Source organism: Pelomonas sp. Root1217 (assembly GCF_001425705.1).
Lineage (GTDB): Bacteria > Pseudomonadota > Gammaproteobacteria > Burkholderiales > Burkholderiaceae_C > Pelomonas.
The window spans coordinates 21,124-40,607 of sequence record NZ_LMDC01000023.1 but is presented as its reverse complement, the minus strand read 5'-3'; the positions used below and the strand labels follow the sequence as shown (position 1 = coordinate 40,607).

18 protein-coding genes are annotated in these 19,484 nt (G+C 67.9%); 8 read left to right on the top strand and 10 right to left on the bottom strand.

All coding sequences use genetic code 11. The annotated features are described in order from the left end of the window. Window positions 1-554: 554 nt before the first annotated feature. The 5 genes from ASC95_RS14485 to ASC95_RS32375 form a co-directional block, all read right to left on the bottom strand. The gene (locus tag ASC95_RS14485) at window positions 555-863 is read right to left on the bottom strand and encodes an addiction module antidote protein (protein ID WP_057299026.1); all 309 of its coding nucleotides are present in this window, start codon (window positions 861-863) and stop codon (window positions 555-557) included. 14 nt (window positions 864-877) lie between these two features. Further along, on the bottom strand, window positions 878-1,171 hold the full coding sequence (locus ASC95_RS30005) for a type II toxin-antitoxin system RelE/ParE family toxin (RefSeq protein WP_082567809.1): 294 nt from the start codon (window positions 1,169-1,171) through the stop codon (window positions 878-880). 107 nt (window positions 1,172-1,278) lie between these two features. Continuing rightward, entirely contained in the window at window positions 1,279-1,800 is a 522-nt protein-coding gene (locus tag ASC95_RS14480) for a hypothetical protein (protein WP_057298437.1), read from the bottom strand. A 136-nt stretch (window positions 1,801-1,936) separates the two neighbouring features. Further along, on the bottom strand, window positions 1,937-2,470 hold the full coding sequence (locus tag ASC95_RS14475) for a hypothetical protein (RefSeq protein WP_057298436.1): 534 nt from the start codon (window positions 2,468-2,470) through the stop codon (window positions 1,937-1,939). A 41-nt stretch (window positions 2,471-2,511) separates the two neighbouring features. Continuing rightward, a complete protein-coding gene (locus ASC95_RS32375; protein WP_304440596.1) occupies window positions 2,512-4,038 on the bottom strand; it encodes a methyl-accepting chemotaxis protein in 1,527 nt (508 codons plus the stop codon). Window positions 4,039-4,045: 7 nt separating this feature from the next. Between ASC95_RS32375 and ASC95_RS31935 the strand changes: the two genes are divergently transcribed. Beyond that, window positions 4,046-4,183: a hypothetical protein gene (locus tag ASC95_RS31935; protein ID WP_235537933.1), complete on the top strand. Its 138-nt coding sequence runs from the start codon at window positions 4,046-4,048 to the stop codon at window positions 4,181-4,183. Window positions 4,184-4,267: 84 nt separating this feature from the next. Here the strand turns inward: ASC95_RS31935 and metK are convergent, their stop codons facing one another. Continuing rightward, complete coding sequence (gene metK, locus ASC95_RS14465) at window positions 4,268-5,449, bottom strand: methionine adenosyltransferase (protein ID WP_057298434.1); 1,182 nt, start codon at window positions 5,447-5,449, stop codon at window positions 4,268-4,270. Between the two features lie 129 nt (window positions 5,450-5,578). Here metK and ASC95_RS30715 point away from each other — a divergent pair, with 129 nt between their 5' ends. Next, window positions 5,579-6,442, top strand: coding sequence for a lysophospholipid acyltransferase family protein (locus tag ASC95_RS30715; RefSeq protein ID WP_057298433.1), 864 nt, complete (start codon window positions 5,579-5,581; stop codon window positions 6,440-6,442). 4 nt (window positions 6,443-6,446) lie between these two features. Here the strand turns inward: ASC95_RS30715 and ASC95_RS30710 are convergent, their stop codons facing one another. Continuing rightward, the gene (locus ASC95_RS30710; protein ID WP_057298432.1) at window positions 6,447-7,322 is read right to left on the bottom strand and encodes a PEP-CTERM sorting domain-containing protein; all 876 of its coding nucleotides are present in this window, start codon (window positions 7,320-7,322) and stop codon (window positions 6,447-6,449) included. A 106-nt stretch (window positions 7,323-7,428) separates the two neighbouring features. After that, window positions 7,429-10,023 carry an AAA family ATPase gene (locus tag ASC95_RS32370; RefSeq protein ID WP_057298431.1) on the bottom strand — a complete coding sequence of 865 codons (2,595 nt, stop codon included), beginning with the start codon at window positions 10,021-10,023 and terminating at the stop codon, window positions 7,429-7,431. Window positions 10,024-10,299: 276 nt separating this feature from the next. Here ASC95_RS32370 and dapF point away from each other — a divergent pair, with 276 nt between their 5' ends. The 5 genes from dapF to ASC95_RS14425 all read left to right on the top strand — a co-directional run bounded on the left by dapF (window position 10,300) and on the right by ASC95_RS14425 (window position 15,547). Beyond that, window positions 10,300-11,139, top strand: a complete 840-nt coding sequence (dapF, locus tag ASC95_RS14445) for a diaminopimelate epimerase (protein WP_057298430.1) — start codon at window positions 10,300-10,302, stop codon at window positions 11,137-11,139. Then, a complete protein-coding gene (locus ASC95_RS14440; RefSeq protein ID WP_057298429.1) occupies window positions 11,136-11,846 on the top strand; it encodes a DUF484 family protein in 711 nt (236 codons plus the stop codon). Before dapF ends, ASC95_RS14440 begins: the two co-directional genes overlap by 4 nt. Beyond that, window positions 11,843-12,766 (top strand): tyrosine recombinase XerC, encoded by a 924-nt coding sequence (locus ASC95_RS14435; protein ID WP_157256328.1) that lies wholly within the window; start codon window positions 11,843-11,845, stop codon window positions 12,764-12,766. Before ASC95_RS14440 ends, ASC95_RS14435 begins: the two co-directional genes overlap by 4 nt. After that, complete coding sequence (locus tag ASC95_RS14430) at window positions 12,763-14,286, top strand: hypothetical protein (RefSeq protein WP_157256327.1); 1,524 nt, start codon at window positions 12,763-12,765, stop codon at window positions 14,284-14,286. The genes ASC95_RS14435 and ASC95_RS14430 overlap by 4 nt, the downstream gene beginning before the upstream one ends. Window positions 14,287-14,365: 79 nt before the next feature. Then, complete coding sequence (locus ASC95_RS14425; protein WP_057298426.1) at window positions 14,366-15,547, top strand: class I SAM-dependent rRNA methyltransferase; 1,182 nt, start codon at window positions 14,366-14,368, stop codon at window positions 15,545-15,547. Window positions 15,548-15,602: 55 nt separating this feature from the next. On the opposite strand, the gene ASC95_RS14420 is transcribed toward ASC95_RS14425, so the two are convergent. Beyond that, the gene (locus ASC95_RS14420; protein ID WP_057298425.1) at window positions 15,603-16,673 is read right to left on the bottom strand and encodes an NF038122 family metalloprotease; all 1,071 of its coding nucleotides are present in this window, start codon (window positions 16,671-16,673) and stop codon (window positions 15,603-15,605) included. 86 nt (window positions 16,674-16,759) lie between these two features. Next, entirely contained in the window at window positions 16,760-17,230 is a 471-nt protein-coding gene (locus tag ASC95_RS14415) for an Lrp/AsnC family transcriptional regulator (RefSeq protein WP_057298424.1), read from the bottom strand. Window positions 17,231-17,363: 133 nt separating this feature from the next. On the opposite strand from ASC95_RS14415, the gene glmS reads away from it, so the two are divergent. Beyond that, complete coding sequence (gene glmS / locus ASC95_RS14410) at window positions 17,364-19,223, top strand: glutamine--fructose-6-phosphate transaminase (isomerizing) (RefSeq protein ID WP_057298423.1); 1,860 nt, start codon at window positions 17,364-17,366, stop codon at window positions 19,221-19,223. Window positions 19,224-19,484: the final 261 nt, after the last annotated feature.

The window sequence follows — 19,484 nt, the reverse complement described above, 5'->3', positions numbered from 1 at the left end:
CGCCGTCCCCGAATACATTGCGACCATGCCGTTCATTGCCCCGAGTACCTCGCAGCACACATGCCCATGCGGCTGTGACTCGCCAATACGTCTGCTGGAGGGGCGTTTCGAATATGGAGACCATTCCAATGTCGCATTCCGAACAGCTTTGATGGACTGCTGTACGACGGGCCCACACGTCTTTACCCAACTTGGCTCGGGTGCTTGGGATGGCAGCACGCCAGGATTTTGGTGGACGACTGTTCACACTTGGATAGAACACGGGACTCTTGTCAGCCGGGTTGTCGAACCCGTTGAATCGCCGCTCGCTCAACTTCTTGCGCCCGCCGGCCGCCTTCTTTCTCGTGCTGACGTTATGGCCCAGGGCGGTGCGAAGGACTGGGCATGCGAGGTGGCTTATGAGATCGCCGTCGAACACGATGAAATCTCATCGTTCATCTTGAGCAAGTCCGGAGCGCCGTAGTAGCTTCTTCGGCGACCACAAGCGGACGGTCACCGACGACAGCAAGTGGCCGCTAGCGCCAGTCGACGCTCGACCCGCGAAGTAGGATCGATCAGGCCGGGTGCAACGGCTGCACAACCAGGCGCACTCCAAGGGCGGTACAGACGCGGCTTACCGTGTCGAAGCGCGGCTCACTGCCCGGCCGCAGGGCCTTGTATAGCGCTTCTCTCGTGATGCCTGCGAGCTTTGCAATGTCGGTCATGCCACGAGCACGCGCAATGTCACCCAGCGCCGCCGCAAGCAGGCCCGCGTCGTTGGCCTCCAAGATGTCAGTCAGGTACCACGCAATCGCTTCCTCGCTGTCCAGGTAAGGTGCGGCATCGAATGCCGGCAGATCGTCCACCTTGATACGCTTGTTCATCATCGTTTCCTTTGTCAGTCCAGCAAAGCAGCCATCGCCTTCGCGCGTTTGATATCGCTCCTCTGTGTGCGCTTGGATCCGCCCGCCAGCAGGACAATGATCTGACCACCGCGTTGGGCGAAATACACTCGCCACCCCGCGCCGATATGAATACGAAGCTCCGAGACGCCGTCCCCGACTGGCTCCACGTCGCCGAGAAGGCCTCGTTCCAGACGTTTGATGCGAGCCACCACGACGCCTCGAACCGAGGCATCTGCAAGACGGTCTAGCCATGAGGTGAACTCAGGCAGAGCTTTGACGCTGAACACAATTGGAATGTAATCGATCGATTACAAGCGGTCAAGACAGCTCAAAACGCCCGACTGGATTCAGCCAACCCGCAAGCAGCCGGTCGCGAGCGACGGCTCATGGCCGCCTACGGTCTTCCATCTGGCTCATAGAGCTCGTCCCATGCAAGCTGCTCATCCACCAACTCATCAAGTTCGGACTGATCCAGCGACGACAGCAACGCCCCCAGCTTTGCCTGCCGCCTGCACAACGCCAGGGCCGCCAAGATGGATTGCACGGTCAGAGCGTCATCCTGCAGAGGGAGGTCGCTCAACGCGAGGCTTTGCATTCCTCGCATCGCCGCAAAATACTCGTCGGCTAGCCAGACCGGCACGGGAGGGTTCGACTTTCTATGCCGCTCCACCTCGATGACGGATACGAGTGCATAGAAGTTCCATGAACGCTGAGTCGCCGCCGCTGCGATCCTGACAAGCTGCGGAACAGCTGCGTAGGAAGCCTCGCCAACATCCCCCTGATGGTGGAGCTCGTTCCAAAGTTCCGACCAGACGTCCTGACCTTGCTCAAGCTTTGAAAGAGCCGCCGACGGGTCGTAAGGCACGCGATAGCCGCCGGCCAGCGTGGCCCACTTCGCGTCGAAAAGAGGCAACATTCGGTACATCCTCGGTGAGCCGACCGCTCACGTTACCGTGGCGCTGGCCGACACCAAAGCCGACGCTCGCCGACGACCGCTCCTGGCCGACATCCGCCCCAAGAGGGGTCGGGACGCGGCGCTGAAACGCGGCTCGTCAGCGATGTACAGGAACGACCACATTCCCGTTCTGCTGGTGGAACTTGAGAGAGCCGCTGGCCCCGCGCTTCACTCGCACGATCTCGGGTTCGGCGGCTGCGACGAAATCAGCCACGACCAGAAGCGACCCGTCGACCTGCCGCTCGAGCGCGATATAGCGATTGAGGTTTCGGACAGGCACCTCAACGTAAACAAGCTCAAGCTTCGGATCAACGTGCGCTCCCAACTGGTTGGCATAGAAGAGGCCATATCCAGGAAACTCCAAAGCCGCCAATGCCGCATTGAGCTCGCCGCTGGTTTTGAACTGTGGGCCAAACTTCGCCGACCGCATCAGCGACTCGGCGCGCTGAATTTGTGCCGGCGTCAGGTTCCCTTGATCGTCCTTGTAATCATGAAAATCGTCGTACGCCTTCGAGAGATCAAATCGTTGCCCCCGATATTCGACGAACGTCAGCTGTGACTCTGCTGCATGAGTCTGAGCCAGCAAGCCCGCGGTGAGGATGAGGGCAACGACAACTAAAGCACGGCGCATGGCTGGGCGACTTGGTCGAAAACCAACAAAGTGTTTTCGTCCTAGACGCGGAACGTCGACACCAGCTTCACCAACTCGTCCGCCTGCTGCTTCAGGCTCTCCGCCGCCGCCGCGCTTTCCTCGACGAGGGCGGCGTTCTGCTGCGTGGCCTGGTCCATCTGCGTGATGGCCTGGCCGACCTGGCTGACGCCGGTGCTCTGCTCGCGGCTGGCCGAGCTGATCTCGCGCACGATCTGCGCGACGCGGCCGATGGCGGTCACGACTTGCGCCATCGTCTCGCCGGCCTTGTTCACCAGCACGGCGCCCTGCTCGACGCGCTCGACGCTGTCGCCAATCAGCCCCTTGATCTCCTTGGCCGCGTCGGCACTGCGTTGGGCCAGCATGCGCACCTCGCTGGCGACGACGGCGAAGCCGCGGCCCTGCTCGCCGGCCCGTGCAGCCTCGACCGCGGCATTCAGCGCCAGGATATTGGTCTGGAAGGCGATGGCGTCGATGGTGCCGATGATGTCGCCGATCTTGCGCGAGCTCTCTTCGATGCCCTTCATGCGCTGCACCGCCTCGCCGACGACTTCACCGCCCTGGCGCGCCACCTGGCTGGCGTCATGCGCGAGCTTGTCGGCCTCGCCGGCGTTGTCGGCATTGAGCTTCACGGTGGCCGACAGCTCCTCCATCGACGCCGCCGTCTCTTGAATGGCGCTGGCCTGCTGCTCGGTGCGTGCCGACAGGTCGTTGCTGCCATGCGAGATCTCGGTGCTGGCCGTCGCCACGCCGCTGGCGTTCTCGCGCACCGAGCCGACGAGGTGGCGCAAGGCCTGCTGCATCTGTGCCAGTGCCTGGGTCAGCTGGGCAGTCTCGTCGCTGCCCACGCTGCGAATGTCGCGAGACAGGTCGCCATGCCCCACCTCCTCGGCCTCGTGGATGGCCTGGCGCAGCGGGCCGACGACGGAGCGCGTGATCAGCCAGGCCGCCGCGATGCCTACGCTCAGGCAGGCGATGGCGATCACGAGCATGATCATTTGCGTGCGGCGCGCCTCCTCCATGACCTGCTGGGTTTCGAGGCGCACGCGCTCGCCCTGGAAGTCGGCCATGCGGCTGATGGCCGCGACATAGGCCTCGGAGGCCGGCCGCATCTTGCCTTCCAGCGTCTGCAGCGCCGCGTCGGCTTCGCCGGCCTTGAGCTGGGCGAAGACCTGGTTGCGAATGTCGACATAGGCCTTGCGGGCGCTCGCAATCTCCGTGAGCACCGCCTTGCCGCGCTCTGTGTCCTCGCGCTTGGTGAGCCCCTCCTGCAACTCCGAGATCTTGGCGCTCGTCGTCTTGATGGCCGGCGAAAAGAACTCCGCCACCGGGCCCGAGCCGCCGGCCCGCGCCACCGCATCGGTACGTGTGACGTTGAGCTGGGTCTGGGTGCGCCAGTCCTGCGCCAGATCTTGTCGCCCTTGCAACTCGACGAGCAGATCGATATGAGGGCCGACGGCGCCGATCTGCCGGTAACTCAGGCCCAGGGCCACCGCCAGCAGCAACAGCACGAGCCCAAAGCCCAGGCCCAGCCGGGTCCCGATTCGCATGGATTGCATGTTCATCACCGCCTCCAGGTTGATGCTGCGGCGGGCGGCTGTGATCGCGCACCCTGCCGGTGCGTTGACTCTACATGTTGACGGATGTGGCGGCGAAAAGGAAAACACCGCCTGGGGGGCGGTGTTGGTTCGGTAGCCTTGTGGTCTTCGCTCACGTCGCAAGCGACATGAGCTTCGCCCCAAAGCGGCTTCGGTCGCTGGCGCGACCGACTGCCAGGCCTTACAGCCCGGCAGCAGCGCGCAGCGCTGCCGCTTTGTCAGTCCGCTCCCAAGTGAACTCCGGCTCTTCCCGACCGAAGTGACCATAGGCAGCGGTCTTCGAGTAGATCGGACGCAGCAGATCCAGCATCTGGATGATGCCCTTGGGACGCAGGTCGAAGTGCTCGTTGACCAGCTTGGCAATGGCCTCATCGGGGATGACGCCCGTGCCTTCGGTGTACACGGTCACGTTCATCGGCCTGGCCACGCCGATGGCGTAGGCCACCTGGATCTGGCACTGGCGCGCCAGGCCGGCGGCTACCACGTTCTTGGCGACATAGCGGGCGGCATAGGCGGCCGAGCGGTCGACCTTGGACGGGTCCTTGCCCGAGAAGGCGCCACCGCCGTGCGGGCAGGCGCCGCCGTAGGTGTCGACGATGATCTTGCGGCCGGTCAGCCCGCAATCGCCCTGCGGGCCGCCGATGACGAAGCGGCCGGTCGGGTTGATCAGGTATTTGGTGTCGGCGTTGAGCCAGGCCTTGGGCAACACCGGCTTGATCAGCTCTTCGCGGATGGCTTCGTAGAACTCGTCCGTCATGCGGTCGCCGAGCGAGTACTCGGGCGCGTGCTGGGTGGACAGCACGACGGTGTCGATGCTGTGCGGCTTGCCGTCCACATAGCGCATCGTGACCTGGCTCTTGGCGTCCGGGCGCAGGAAGGGCAGGCGGCCGTCCTTGCGCAGCTGGGCCTGGCGCTCGACGAGGCGGTGCGCGTAGTAGATCGGCGCGGGCATCAGCTCGGGCGTCTCGTCACAGGCGTAGCCGAACATCAGGCCCTGGTCGCCGGCACCGGTGTTGAGGTGATCGTCGGACGCATGATCGACGCCCTGGGCGATGTCGTTGGACTGCTTGTCGTAGGCGACCAGGACGGCGCAGCCCTTGTAGTCGATGCCGTACTCGGTGTTGTCGTAGCCGATGCGCTTGATGGTGTCGCGCGCGACCTGGATGTAGTCGACGTGGGCGTTGGTCGTGATCTCGCCGGCGAGCACCACCAGACCGGTGTTGCACAGTGTCTCGGCGGCCACGCGGCTGCGCGGGTCCTGCTCGAAGATGGCATCCAGGATGGCGTCCGAGATCTGGTCGGCCACCTTGTCGGGGTGCCCTTCCGAGACGGATTCGGACGTGAAGAGGAAATCGTTGGCCACTTTTAAACTCCGGTTGCTGGATTGGCGGCGTCGCCGTCGCTCCTGGAGGTGCGGCGAACGCTTTAGCGGGATTTGTGAATCGCCCCGCAAGTAGTTCAGTAACTCGGCGATCTGCGAAGTATAGGAAATATGGGTTGGGTCTTTCGCTTGCTGTCCCGGCTGCCTCTGGCGCTATTGCACGCTTTGGGGGCGGCGCTGGGCTGGATCGTCTACTTCGCCTCGGGGGTCTACCGGCGTCGATTCCAGGCCAATGTCGCCCAGGCGGGCGTGGCCTGGGCCGACGCCCGGCCCGCCATTGCCGCCGCCGGGCGCATGGCGGCGGAGCTGCCCTGGCTCTGGGTTGCGACCAAGGGCAGGCCGTTGGGCGACAAGCTGCGATGGGATGGCGGCGAGCTGATCGCGGCGGCTCTTGAGCAGAAGCGCGGCCTGGTCATGCTGACGCCGCACATGGGTTGCTTCGAGATCTGCGCCCAGGCCATCGCCGAGCGCTTCACGACCGCCGAGGCGCCCATCACAGTGCTCTACCGCCCGGCGCGGCAGGCCTCGCTGCGCGAGGTGATGGCCGGCTCGCGCGAGCGGCCCGGCCTGGCCACGGCGCCGGCGTCGCTGGCCGGTGTGCGCCAGATGATCCGCGCGCTGCGCAAGGGGGAGGTCATCGGCCTGCTGCCCGACCAGGTGCCGCCCGACGGCCTTGGTGTGTGGGCCCCTTTCTTCGGCCGGCCCGCCTACACGATGACGCTGGCGGCCCGCCTCGTGCAGCAGACGGGGGCGGCGCTGCTATTGATCTGGGGCGAGCGGCTGCCGGGCGGGCAGGGTTTCGTCGTGCATGTGCTGCCGGCGCCCGAGATTGCCAAGGACGCCCCCGCCGAGGCCGCAGCCACGACGATCAATGCCGCCATGGAGAGCGTGATCCGGCGTGCGCCAGGGCAATACATGTGGGGCTATCACCGCTACAAGCAGCCGCGTGGGCTGGACATCGGCGCGGCACCTTAGTCCCTCAGCGTCGTTCCCGCCGCAGGCGGAGCAGCGCGATCAAGCCGAGCGACAACAGCAGCGCCGCCGACGGCTCGGGCACGGCAGTCACCAGCAGGCTGGGGTCGCCACCGGTGATGGCCGTCAGGCGCAGCGTGTGCGAGGCGTCGGCCAGCACATCGGTCGTGTCGTAGGTCATCTGCACGCTGGCGCTGAGCTGGCTGATGAGGACGAAGCTCGCGCCCGGGTCCACCGTGATGCTGACCGAGAAGTCGCCGCCGAAGGCTTGCGGGTTGTAGAGCAGGCCCACACCGCTGTGGCTGCTGTAGCCGAAGTCGATCAGGCCGACCTCGAAGGACGGATCCTGGCCGGTGTAGATGGCGGCCGACCCGAAGGCGCTGGCCCGGGTGCTGCTGAGCGTGCCGTCGACATGGAAGTCGAAGTGGTAGGTCGTCGTGCTGGCGCCGAGGTAGTGGTAGGTCTGCTGGGTGCGGGCCACCGCCGTGGCCGCATAGAGATCGATGCCGATCTCCAGCTGTGCCGGGTCGGCGAGGATGACGACGGGCTCGTTGTCGGCCCGCGCATAGGCGCCCAGCAGCGGTGTGGCCAGGGCGCCCTGCAAGGCGGCGCTGGCGTGGTACTCCACGCCGCCGCCCAGGCTGTAGCCCGCCGTGTTGGGGTCGCCCACGGGCTGGCCGAGGTAGTCCACCTGGGCGGCCAGCGGGCCGCTCTGGCTTTGCACCGGGTTGCCGGTGAGACCGAGCTGGAAATGCGGGCAGGTGCTGCAGCCGATCTGGAAATCGCCCCGGGCGGTGCCGCTGGCGGCGGCCAGGCCGGCCTGGCCCCAGGCGGCGCCACTGGCAAGCAGGGCGAGAGCAGTGAGCAGCGTGCGGATCTTCATGACAGGTCTCCCTTGCAAAGGCGGTGCGGGCCGGTGGCCCTGAATGCAAGGCTAGAGGGCGAGGCGCGTGAGCACCTCGGCGGCGTTACCCGGATTTGGGCGCGCACTACTCAGATTTCGCGCGCTGGATGGCGTCCTGGCGTGTCTTCACCCCGAGCTTCAGGAACACGGCGGCGACATGGTTCTCCACGGTGCGCTCGGAGCGGTGCAGCGTGGCCGCGATAGCGCGGTTGCTGTGACCCTGCACGAGCAGCTCCAGGATCTCGCGTTCGCGCCCGGTCAGGCCCAGCGGGTCCTGCCGGGCATGGCCGTAGCGGCCGCGCCCCACGCCGCTCACGCCGACACGCCGCAGGCGCCGGCGCGCGTACTGCGCGGCCAGCCCGGCGCCCAGCCCTTGAAGGCGCTGCAGTCCGTCGGCAATGGCGTCGGCATCGCCCCACAGCAGCGCCAAGGCCTGCTGGTAGGGGCAGCCCAACTCGCGCCAGGCCTGGCTGGCGGCGCGATGCTGGCCGCTGGCCTCCAGAGCACAAGCCGCGGGCGCGTCGGCGGCGAGGGCCTGCGGCTGATCCAGGCGCGTGAGCCACACCTGGACCTGCGCCCGCCGCCACGGCCCCAGCCGCGCGGCCGCTCTGGCCAGCGCTTCCTCTGCCAGCTGTCGTGCCCGCCCCACCGGGCCCGACAGCGTCGCGATTTCCACCTGATGCACGTCCACCGACATGAACCATGGCCACACAGCCAGCTGCCGCCGCCCACTGGCTAGTTCCTGCCAGTAGGCCAGCGCGCCCGGTTCGGCCCGGCGGGCCGCCTGCAACGCGAGCAGATGGCCGACCTGTTCGCACTGCAACTCGTTCAGGTCAGGGCGGGCCTGGAGCTGGCGCAGCCGCGCCTCGCCGGCCGCCCAGTCGCCGCGGGCGATGTCGCCGCAGGCCTGGCGCACGCGCAGCGGCACGGCGAACAGATCCAGGTCGCGCGCCTCGCAATACGCCAGCCCGGCCGCGCACAGGCTCTCCAGCTTGTCGTAGCGCGACGCGACCAGTGCGGCCGAGGCGAGGTTGGTCCAGGCGCGCGCGGCCAGTTCCTCCCGGCCATCGGCCAGCGCCTGTTCGAGCGCGGCGTGCAGTTCGACCGTGCCCAGCCCCTCATCCGGCCCGCCCAGCCGCGCCGAGGCCAGCGTGATGCGCGCGCCGAGGGCGCCCGCCGGGTCGCCGAGGCGGCCGAACAAGGCCAGGGCCTGGGCGGCACCCACCAGCGCCGCGCCGGTGTCGTCGTCCAGAAGATGCAACTGGGCGTGGTTGGCCAGCGCGTGGGCCAGGGCCGAGCTGTCGGGAGCGTGCTCGTGCAGCAGGGCGATCGCGGCCTCGGCATGGGCCAGGCCGGCGCTGGCGCGGCCGCGCGTCCATTCGATGCGCGCCAGCAGGCTCAAGTGCTCAGCCCGGGCCAGCGGCCGCGCGCCGGTCAGGCTCAGCGCCAGGGCGGCGGCGTGCGCGGCCTCCTCGACCTGCCCGGTCAGCAGGCATTCGATCGCTTGAGCGCGCGCCAGCGGCTCGACCTGCACGGCAGGCAGCTGTGCGGCGCGGCGCAGCGCCAGGCCGAACAGGGCCGCGGCCTGGCGGTGCGCGCCCGTGGCGGCCGCCAGTTCGGCGGCGCGCGGCGCCAGCCGGGCCACGGCATGGTCCAGGCCGGCGTGCTCGGCGTGATGCACGAGCCGCGCCGGCGCCGCGCCGCGCTCGCTCAAGGCATCGAACACGGCGGCATGCAGGGCCGCGGCGCGGGGCCCCAGGGCTTCCAGCACGGTCAGCCGGGTCAGCTCGTGAGCGAAACGCAGGCAGTCGCCACCGGCCTGCAACAGATCACTGGTGACGACTTCGGCCAGGGCCTCGGGCTCCAGGCCGCAGGCATGGGCCAGCACGGCGGTCTCCAGCGGCGCGGGCGAGACGCTGGCGACATTGAGCAGCTCGCGCGCCGGTGGCGACAGCCGCGCCACGCGCGCCAGCAGCGCATCCCGCACCGACACCGGCAGGCCCTCGGCCAGCGGCGCGGCCAGCAGCTCCGTCACGAAGAAGGGATTGCCGCCGCTGGTCTCGAACAGGCCCGCGGCAGGGCGGCCGGCGCGGGCCGCCAGCGTGGCCACGGCCGCGCGGCTCAGCGGCGCCAGGCCGAGGCTGCGCGCGCCCTGGCCGGCCAGGCCCGCGAGCGCCGCGCGCAGCGGGTGGGCCGGGCCCAGCTCACCGCCCCGCCAGCTCAGGCACAACAGCACCCGGGTGCCGGCGATGCGCCGGGCCAGGAAACGCAGCAGGTCCAGCGTGGCACCGTCGGCCCAGTGCAGGTCCTCGAACACCCAGACGCGCGGCCGGCGCGTCTGGCGCGCCACCTCCAGCAGGGCGGCAAACAACTCGGCGGCCGGAGCGGCGCGCCGCAGCAGCGCCGCGATCTCGCCCGGTAATCGCGGCAGCATGTCCAACAATGGCCCGAGCGGCAGCGGCGTGATCAGCGGCTCGCAGGCGCCCCAGGCCCAGTCGATGGCGCTCCCGCCGGCGCGTTCCGCGGCGCGCAGCAGCCGTGTCTTGCCCATGCCGGCATCGCCTTCGAGCAGCACGCAGCGGCCCTGGCCCTGCATCGGGTCGGCCAAGGCGGCCAGGTCGGCGCGCAGGCCGGCCAGCGCGGCATCGCGTTCCAGCAGCGGTAGCGCGGGTAGCAGCATGGTGCCAAGCTTGCGCCGATTTGGCGGTCACGCGCTTCCTCAACATGCAGGGTCAGCCCAGTTCAACCTAGATCCGGCAGTCGACCGTTCCCTATTGTCAGTCGGCCCGGCTGGCGAGCTGAAGCTGCGCGCCTACGTCGGCTTGCCGCTGTTCGGCAAGAGCCAGGCCTGGCAGCGCGGCACGAGCCTGTGCGCGGTCTGCGCCTTGCCCAGCATCCGGCAAAGACCTCGCCGCGACCCATGGGGGCATCGCATCCCCTCCCTGATAATCCTCTGATGAGATTGAGCTTCACCAAGATGCACGGTGCGGGCAATGACTTCGTCGTCATCGACGCGACGAAGCAGCCCTTTGCGCTGACGGCCGAGCAGATGCGCCTGCTCGGCGACCGGCGCTTTGGTGTCGGCTGCGACCAGATCCTCGTCATCGAACCCAGCCAGGACGCCGGCGCGGACTTCCGCTACCGCATCTTCAACAACACCGGCAACGAGGTGGAGCATTGCGGCAATGGCTCGCGCTGCTTCGTGCGCTTCGTCGTCGATGCCGGGCTGACGGACAAGCGCGAGATCCGCGTCGACACCATGAACCGCCGCCTGCTGCTCAAGCTGCAGGACGATGGCCGCGTGACGGTGGACATGGGCGCGCCGGTGTTTGAGCATGACGCGTTGCCGTTCGACGCGGCGGGCTTGCAACCGCGGCTGGTGAATGGCTTCGAGCTGTGGCCTGTCGAAGGCGTGGAGCTGGCCGTCGTGTCCATGGGCAACCCGCATGCGGTGCAACGCGTCGAGGATGTCGAGACGGCGCCGGTGCTGACCCAGGGGCCGCTGATCGAACACCATGCGCGCTTTGCAAAGCGCGTCAACGCTGGCTTCATGCAGATCCTGAGCCGCGACCGCATCAAGCTGCGCGTCTTCGAGCGCGACGCTGGCGAGACCCTGGCTTGCGGCACGGGCGCCTGTGCAGCCGTCGTCGCCGGTATTCGCGCCGGCTGGCTCGACCAAGCAGTTGAAGTGCAGACCCGTGGCGGCCTGCTGCGTATCGAATGGGCGGGTGGCCAGAACCCGGTGTTGATGACCGGCCCCGCAGTGAAAGTTTTTGACGGAGAGATCACGCTGTGAGTTCCAACCCGGCCGCTGACGCGGTGCAAGGCATCACCGAAACCGACATCGCCAACTACCTGGCGTCCACCCCCGGTTTCTTCGAGCGCCACGCGGCGTTGCTTGCCAGCGTGCAGCTGCAGCACCCGCATGGCGCGCGCGCCGTGTCGCTGCAGGAGCGCCAGGCCGAGATGCTGCGCGACAAGATCAAGGGCCTGGAAATGCGCATCATCGACATGATCCGCAACGGCCAGGACAACGTCACCATCGCCGACCGCCTGCACCGCTGGACGTTGGCCGTCATGCGCGCCGTCGGCACGCCCGAGCTGCCGCACGTGCTGCTCGCCGAGTTGCGCCACCAGTTCATGATCCCCCAGGCCGGCCTGCGCTTGTGGGGCGTCGCGCCCGAGCATGAGGCCTCGGAGTTCGCCGCCTCGGTCAGCCCCGACGTGCGCAGCTTCGCCTCCAGCCTGAGCCAGCCCTATTGCGGCGTGAACTCCGGCTTCGAGGCGGCACGCTGGCTGGGCCTCAGCGAGAGCGGCGGCACGGCGACCTCGCTGGCCCTGATCCCGCTGCACCAGCCCAGCGCCAACGAGGACAAGCCCTTCGGCCTGCTGGTGCTGGGCTCGCCCGATCCGACGCGCTACACGGCCGAGATGGGCACCGACTTCCTGACCCGCGTCGGCGAGATCGCCAGTGCCGGGCTGGCGGGCTTGCTCGCTGCATGATGGAGTTGGCGCAGGACTTCACGGAGTTCTTGCAGCACGCCCGCGTGCAGCAGCGCCTGAGTCCGCGCACGCTGCGTATCTACACCGATGGCCTTGAGCGCCTGCAGGCCATGTTGGTCGAAGCTGCGATCGACGCACGTAATCTGAACATCGCCCAGGCACGCCGTCTCGCGGCCCTGTTGCATCGTGAGGGCCTGGCGCCAAAGTCCATCGCGCTGCTGCTGTCGGTCTGGCGCAGCGCCTACCGCTGGCTGGGCCTGCAGGGTCGCGTCACGCTCAATCCCTTCGACGGCCTGCGTGCGCCGAAAGCGCCCAAGCCCCTGCCCAAGGCGCTGGGCGTGGACGACGCGGTGCAACTCGCGGCCTACGCGCCCGAGGCGGCGGCCGACCCGGTACTGGAGGCCCGCGACCGCGCCATGGTGGAACTGCTCTACGGCGCCGGCCTGCGTGCGTCCGAGTTGACGGGCCTGGACGCCCAGGCCAGCGGCCAGGCCGCAGGCTGGGTCGACCTGCAAGCCAATGAAGTGCATGTGCTGGGCAAGGGCGGCAAGCGCCGCAGCACGCCGCTGGGCAAGGCCGCGGCCGAGGCGCTGCGCGCTTGGCTGGCCGTGCGGCCTCAGGTGGTGGCGGCTGGCGAGGCGGCACTCTTCGTCGGCTCGCGCGGGCACCGCATCGCCGGCTCGACGCTGCGCGCCACGCTCAGCGCCCGCGCCGTCGCGGCCGGCAGCCCGGCCCACGTTCATCCGCACATGCTGCGCCACAGCTTTGCCTCCCACTTGCTGCAGTCCAGCGGCGACCTGCGCGCGGTGCAGGAGCTGCTGGGCCATGCCCACATCACGACCACCCAGGTCTACACCCAGCTGGACCATCAGCACCTGGCGCGCATCTACGACGCCGCGCATCCCCGAGCCAAGAAATGAGATTCCAAATCACGGCTTTGGCCGCGCTGGCGGCCCTGCTGCCGACAACGGCGCGGGCCACCCCCGACGAGTCGCCCTTCGCACGCGTGCAAACCGTGCGCCCGGCCGCAGTCGAGGGCAATTGGACCAAGATGAAGATGCCTGACGGCGGCCGCACGGCCTTCGCGTCGATCAGCTACATGATGGCGTTGGACGACGACTGGGGCTTCGGCCCCGGCGTCTACGGCGCGGCCAAGGGCAATTACGGCGGCATCTTCACGGTGGGCTTCACGGGGCAGCGGCGTTGGCGGCTGGCCAGCGGCACGCATCTGGCGGCAAGCCTTTACGTTGGCGCAGGCGGTGGCCTGTCCACGCAGCAACTGCGCTTTGGCGGCGGCCTGATGCTGCGACCGGAGCTGTCGCTGCGCACCGAGACCGGCGCCTGGTACACCGGCGTCGGCATTTCGCAAATCCGCTTTCCGAGCGGCAATGTAAAGAGCGGCGTCGGCCTGAGTTTTACCGTCGGACGTTCGATGGGCTTTCCGAGCTTCTCGCCCGATGACGCCGGCCGGCCAGGCCGCGCGAGCCAGCGCACGGGCCTGGGCTTCGATGAGATCGCGGTGACCGGAGGCTTCGAGAAGCCGCGGGCCTCCAGCCGCGACCGGAGCGGAGTGCCGCTGACGCGCCGGATCGGCAAAGCCGGCGGGGAGCTGAGGCAATACATCGTCGACGGCAGTTGGTGGGGCATCGAGGCCGCCGGTGCAGCCCAGGGCGGCGCCGACGGCTACATGGAAGTGCTGGGCAACATTGGCCAGGACTGGGCCCTGTTTGGCACGCCGCGGCTGCGCGTGGGCGGCCAGCTTGGCGCGGGCCTGGGTGGTGGCGGCACGCTGGACACCGGCAGCGGACTGCTGTTGCGCGCCGGGCCGACGCTGCGCTGGCTCACGCCCTGGGGGCCCAGCGTGCGTCTGGATGCCGGTTTCACCTATGCGTCCAGCGGTTCCTACAGCGCGCCGTACGTCCGTGCGGTGCTGGCGATGCCGCTGGACCGGTCACCGGTCGCGTTCGGCGACGACATGAGCAACGGCATCGTGCGCGTGCAGCAACTCGGCGCCAGCGTGCTGCATCTGCCGCGTGTGCGCTTCAAGGACGGCCGACGCGAGGCGGTCAGCCATCTGGCCGTCAACATGTCGCGCGAGTTCACGCCCTACGTCTATGGATCGGCGTTGGCGGGCAGCGCGGCCGCGGGCAGCGCCGGAGCCTATTCCTTCGGGCTTGTCGGCCTGGGCTTGCAAAGCGACCCGCTGTGGGGCGGGCTGCGTGTCGGTGCGGAATGGCTGGTCGGCGCAGCCGGCGGCGGCGGCGTGCAGGTGGGCGGCGGCGCCGTGACGCAGGCTGAAGCGTGGGCGCAATGGCGGGTCGGGGAACGGTTGCGGCTGCGCACCGGCCTGGGCGAGTTCCGCACCATGCGCGGCAGCAGCCAGTCCACGCCCGTGGTCCACATCGGGCTCAGCTACGCTTTCGGGACGCTGCAGCGATGAACAGTTGCCCCCACGCGCCCACACGTCGTGTAGCCGCTGCCCCCCGAGGGGGCGCTTTTCATCTTGGGACGGCCCGGCGATGAAAAAGATCACTCTGCGCGCCGGCAAGGAGCGCTCACTGCTCAAGCGCCACCCCTGGGTGTTCGAGAGCTCCATCGCGCGGGGAGGTGCCGACGCTGGCGAGACCGTGCGCGTCGAGTCGGCCGATGGCGCCTTCCTGTGCTGGGCGGCCTTCAGCCCGCAGTCGCAGATCCGCCTGCGGGCCTGGAGCTTTGACGAGGCCGAGCGCATCGACGCGGCCTTCTTCAAGCGGCGCATCGAGCAGGCCGTGGCAATGCGTGCGAGGCTGGCTATCGCGTCGGACGCCTGGCGCCTGGTGCATGGCGAGGCCGATGGCCTGCCTGGCCTGGTCGTGGACCGCTACGGCGACACGATGGTGGCTCAGTTCGGCAGCACGGGTGTCGAGCGCTGGAAGCAGGGAATCGCCGACGCGCTGCTCGCCGCGACGGGGCTCACGCGCCTGTACGAGCGCTCCGACGCCCAGGCCCGCGAGTGGGAGGGCCTGCCCGTGCAGACGGGATGGCTCCGTGGCGAAGGTGAAACGGCGCTGACCCTCCGCGAGCACGACTGGCGGCTGACGCTGGATGTGGCCGAAGGCCACAAGACCGGCTACTACCTCGACCAGCGCGACAGCCGCCGCCGTTTTGCCGACGCGGTGAGGCAATACGGCTGCAAGAGCGTGCTGAACTGCTTCAGTTACACCGGCGGCTTCTCGGTGGCGGCGCTGGCGGGTGGTGCGAGCGAAGTCATCAGCGTGGATTCCTCCGGTCCGGCGCTGGAACGCGCCAAGGCCCATGTCGAGCTGAACGGCTTCGACGCCAGCCGCCACCAGGCCTGGGATGCCGACGTGAACGCCACGCTGCGGCGCTGCCTGGCCGAAGGCCGGCGCTTCGACGCCATCGTGCTCGACCCGCCGAAGTTCGCACCCACGGTCGCGCACGCCGAGCGCGCCGCGCGCGCCTACAAGGACATCAACCGCCTGGCCTTCATGTTGCTGAACGATGGCGGCCTGCTCTACACCTTCTCCTGCTCGGGCGGCATCTCGCCCGACCTCTTTCACAAGATCGTCGCGGGGGCGGGGCTGGACGCGGGCGTGGACGGCTACATCGTCGAACGCTTGTCGGCGGCGGCCGACCATCCGCAAACGGTGTGCTTCCCGGAAGGGGACTATCTGAAGGGCCTGGGCGTGCTGAAGCGCTGAGTTCAGGCAAAGAAAAAGCGGCCTTGCGAGGCCGCTTTGCATCGAGTGCGCAGCTTCAGTCGCGCTTGCGGCGGCGTGCCAAGCCGACGGCGACCAGGCCGCCGATCAGCAAGGCGTACTGGCTCGGCTCCGGCACGGCGGTGGCCAGGTCCCAGCCGATGGCGTCGAAGGCCATCAGGTCGCTGGGCGACGCGTCATAGGACTGGCCGTTGCCGACGAAGGGGCGCATCAGCGTCAGCACATTGGGGCCGAAGTGGCTGGCCTGCCAGCCGTTGCCGTGTTCCTCGCCGGTCGAGAAGGGCTGGATGGACGTCAGGCCACCGTCCACCGAGAAATAGGGCGAGCCGCCCAGCGTCAGGTCGCGCTTGCCGGCGGCCGAGTAGCGGAACATGTCCAATGGGTAGTACCACCAGTCGCTCTCGAACTGATTTGCAGCGCCTGACAGGCCGCATTGCGCAGCGTTACTGACGCAGAAGTCGATGTCGTCCACGCCGGACACGAAGCCGAGGGCATGACCGATCTCGTGCTCAGCGACCGTGATGAAGTCGATCTTGTTGGCCGGCACGCCGCCATTGACGCGAGTGAAGGCGAAGTCGCTGGCGAAAGCATTGGCGAACTCAATGCGCGCGTCGGGATTGCCGGCGTTGGTCCCAGGATCCACACCCAGCGCCTTGAGATTGGCCGTGTTGATGCCGAGCAGCTTGTTGTTCGTCGAGCCGTCGTTGTCGAAGCGGGTCGTCAGGTCGCCCTGTGTGGCCCAGAAGCTGACGGCCGAGCCGGTGGGCATGCTGGCGACGGCGAGGGCGTCGGTGGCTGACTTGGCGTCGGTCGCAAGGCGACTGCGCAGCGTGCTGTAGTTGATGGTGTCCCAATTGGAGCCGGTCGAGCCCAGGATGTTGGGCCCCAGGTCGCTGAAGGCGATGTTGACGTAGACGGTCGCGTTGTCGGTGAGCTTGCCCGACCAATAGTTGGCGGCCGCCTGGAAGGCGCCCAGTTGCGCAGCGGACATCGGTGTCGCGCCCACATCGGTCAGCACGATATTGAGGGCCTGGGCCGTGGGGGCCAGGCCGGCGAGGCCCAGGGCCAGCGCGAACGCGGCGGGGCGGAAAGACTTGCGGGACAGCATGCGGGCTCCGGTATAGGCGGAAAGCTGAGATTCTGTCGGCCGCGGGAGCGCCCCTTGCCCCCGGGCTCGCGGGGGGTCATATGAAGTTAGGGGGATGGCAGCTGGATGCGGGTCTCGAACTTGGCCCGCTTCACGCTGAAGAAGGCCTTGATGTTGCGCACGTTGGCGTCCTGGGTCAGCAGCCGTTGCGTGAACGCCTGGTAGGCCGGCATGTCGGCCAGCTGCACAACGAGCACGAAGTCCGGCCCGGGCGACACCCGCCAGCACTGTTGCACGGCCGCCTCCTGCACCGCCCGCGCCTCGAAGGCATCCAGGTGCTCGGCGCCCTGGCGGTCCAGCGTGATCTCCAGGATGGCCGACAGCCCGGCTCCGAGCTTGTCGCGCGACAGCAGGGCCACCTGGCGTTCGACGATGCCGGCCTCGATCAGGCGCTTGACACGCCGCAGGCAGGTGGCAGGCGACACCGCGACGCGCGCGGCCAAGTCCTGGTTGCTCAGCGAGGAATCCGTCTGCAGAGCCTCCAGCAGGCGCAGGTCGATGGCGTCTAAATCAATCATCTTTGTTTGATATTTGAACGAATATTTCTCAATGGGGAGATTGAGAAATTTTCCTTCATTTATGCGGGAATTTTGCACCCATTCGCCGCGGCGGCCTGCCTACGATGCACGCATTCCTCAAACGGAGATCTCCATGTGCGGCATCGTCGGCGCGGTCAGTCAGCGCAACATCGTTCCCATCCTCGTTGAAGGCCTCAAGCGCCTCGAGTACCGCGGCTATGACTCCTGCGGCGTGGCCGTGCACCAGGACGGCGGCTTGAAGCGCGCCCGCAGCACGTCCCGCGTGGCAGAACTGCAAGCCGTGGCCGACCAGGACGGCATCTCCGCCGGCACCGGCATTGCCCACACGCGCTGGGCCACGCATGGCGCACCGGCCGTGCACAACGCCCATCCGCATTTTTCGCCCGGCCCCAACGCGGGCGTCGAGAGCACCGGCCGCATCGCGCTGGTCCACAACGGCATCATCGAGAACCACGACGAGTTGCGCGCCGAGCTGAAGTCGCGTGGCTATCAATTCACGAGCCAGACCGACACCGAGGTTATCGCCCACCTGATCGACCACCTCTACAGCGGCGACCTGCTCGATGCCGTGCAGCAGGCCCTGCCGCGGCTGAAGGGCGCCTATGCCGTGGCCGTGTTCTGCCGCGACGAGCCGCACCGCGTCGTCGCCGCCCGCGAGGGCTCGCCGCTGGTGCTCGGCGTGGGCGAAAGCGAAAACTTCGTTGCTTCCGACGCGATGGCCCTGGCCGGCGTGACCGACCAGATCGTCTATCTGGAAGAGGGCGATGTCGTCGACCTGCAGCTGGGCCGCTACTGGCTCAGCCGCCTGGACAAGACGACGGGCCGCTATCAGTCGGTGGAGCGGGAGGTCAAGACCGTGCACGCCCACAGCGGCGCCGCTGAGTTGGGGCCGTATCGCCACTACATGCAGAAGGAGATCTTCGAGCAGCCCGTGGCCATCGCCAACACGCTGGACGCAGTGACCGGCATCAGCCCCGAGCTCTTCGGCGACGGCGCCTATGGCATCTTCAAGGAAGTCGACAGCGTCCTCATCCTGGCCTGTGGCACCAGCTATTACTCCGGTTCCACGGCCAAGTACTGGCTGGAGAGCATCGCCAAGATCCCGACCAGCGTCGAGATCGCCAGCGAATACCGCTACCGCAGCAGCGTGCCCAACCCGCGCACCCTGGTCGTCACCATCAGCCAGAGCGGCGAGACGGCCGACACCATCGCCGCACTGAAGCACGCCCGTTCGTTGGGCATGAAGCACACGCTGACCATCTGCAATGTCTCCACCAGCGCCATGGTGCGCGAATGCGAGCTGGCCTACATCACCCGTGCCGGCGCAGAGATCGGCGTGGCCTCCACCAAGGCCTTCACGACCCAGCTCGTCGGCCTCTTTCTGCTGACGCTGGCCCTGGCGCAGACGCGCGGCCACCTCAGCGAGGCCGATGAGGCCGAGCACCTGAAGGATCTGCGCCACCTGCCCGTCGCCGTGCAGGCCGTGCTGGCCCTGGAGCCGCAGGTCATCGCCTGGAGCGAGGAATTCGCGCGCAAGGAGAACGCGCTCTTCCTGGGCCGCGGCCTGCACTACCCGATCGCACTCGAGGGTGCGCTCAAGCTCAAGGAAATCAGCTACATCCACGCCGAGGCCTATCCCGCCGGCGAACTCAAGCATGGCCCCCTGGCGCTGGTGACGGCCGAGATGCCGGTGGTGACCGTCGCGCCCAACGACGCGTTGCTGGAGAAGCTCAAGAGCAATATGCAGGAAGTCCGCGCCCGCGGCGGCCAGCTTTATGTCTTCGCCGACGGCGACACCGCCATCGAAAGCGAGGCCGGCCTGCACGTCATCCGCATGCCCGAGCACTACGGCGAACTCAGCCCCATCCTGCACGTCGTGCCGCTGCAGTTGCTGGCTTATCACACGGCTTGTGCGAGGGGGACGGATGTGGACAAGCCGAGAAACCTCGCAAAAAGTGTGACTGTCGAGTAGGTGCTCCCCTTGTACACCGACGCTGTCGTTCTGCGTCATTAGAGTCTGAGACATGTCATTTGTTGTCTGGGACGTGCCAATAGTGTCCGAGACACCGAAAGGGGCGCAGCGAGCGCCGTTTCCCTTCGGTCGGTACGCCGAGCAGTCTGCTGAGTTGACGGCCCTTTGCTCCTCCGAACAAGGTTCCTGCTTTTCCTCCCTGAGCGGGCTTCAGCGCGATGACAGCAAAGAGGTTCAATCCCTCGATCCGGTTTCCGGCCG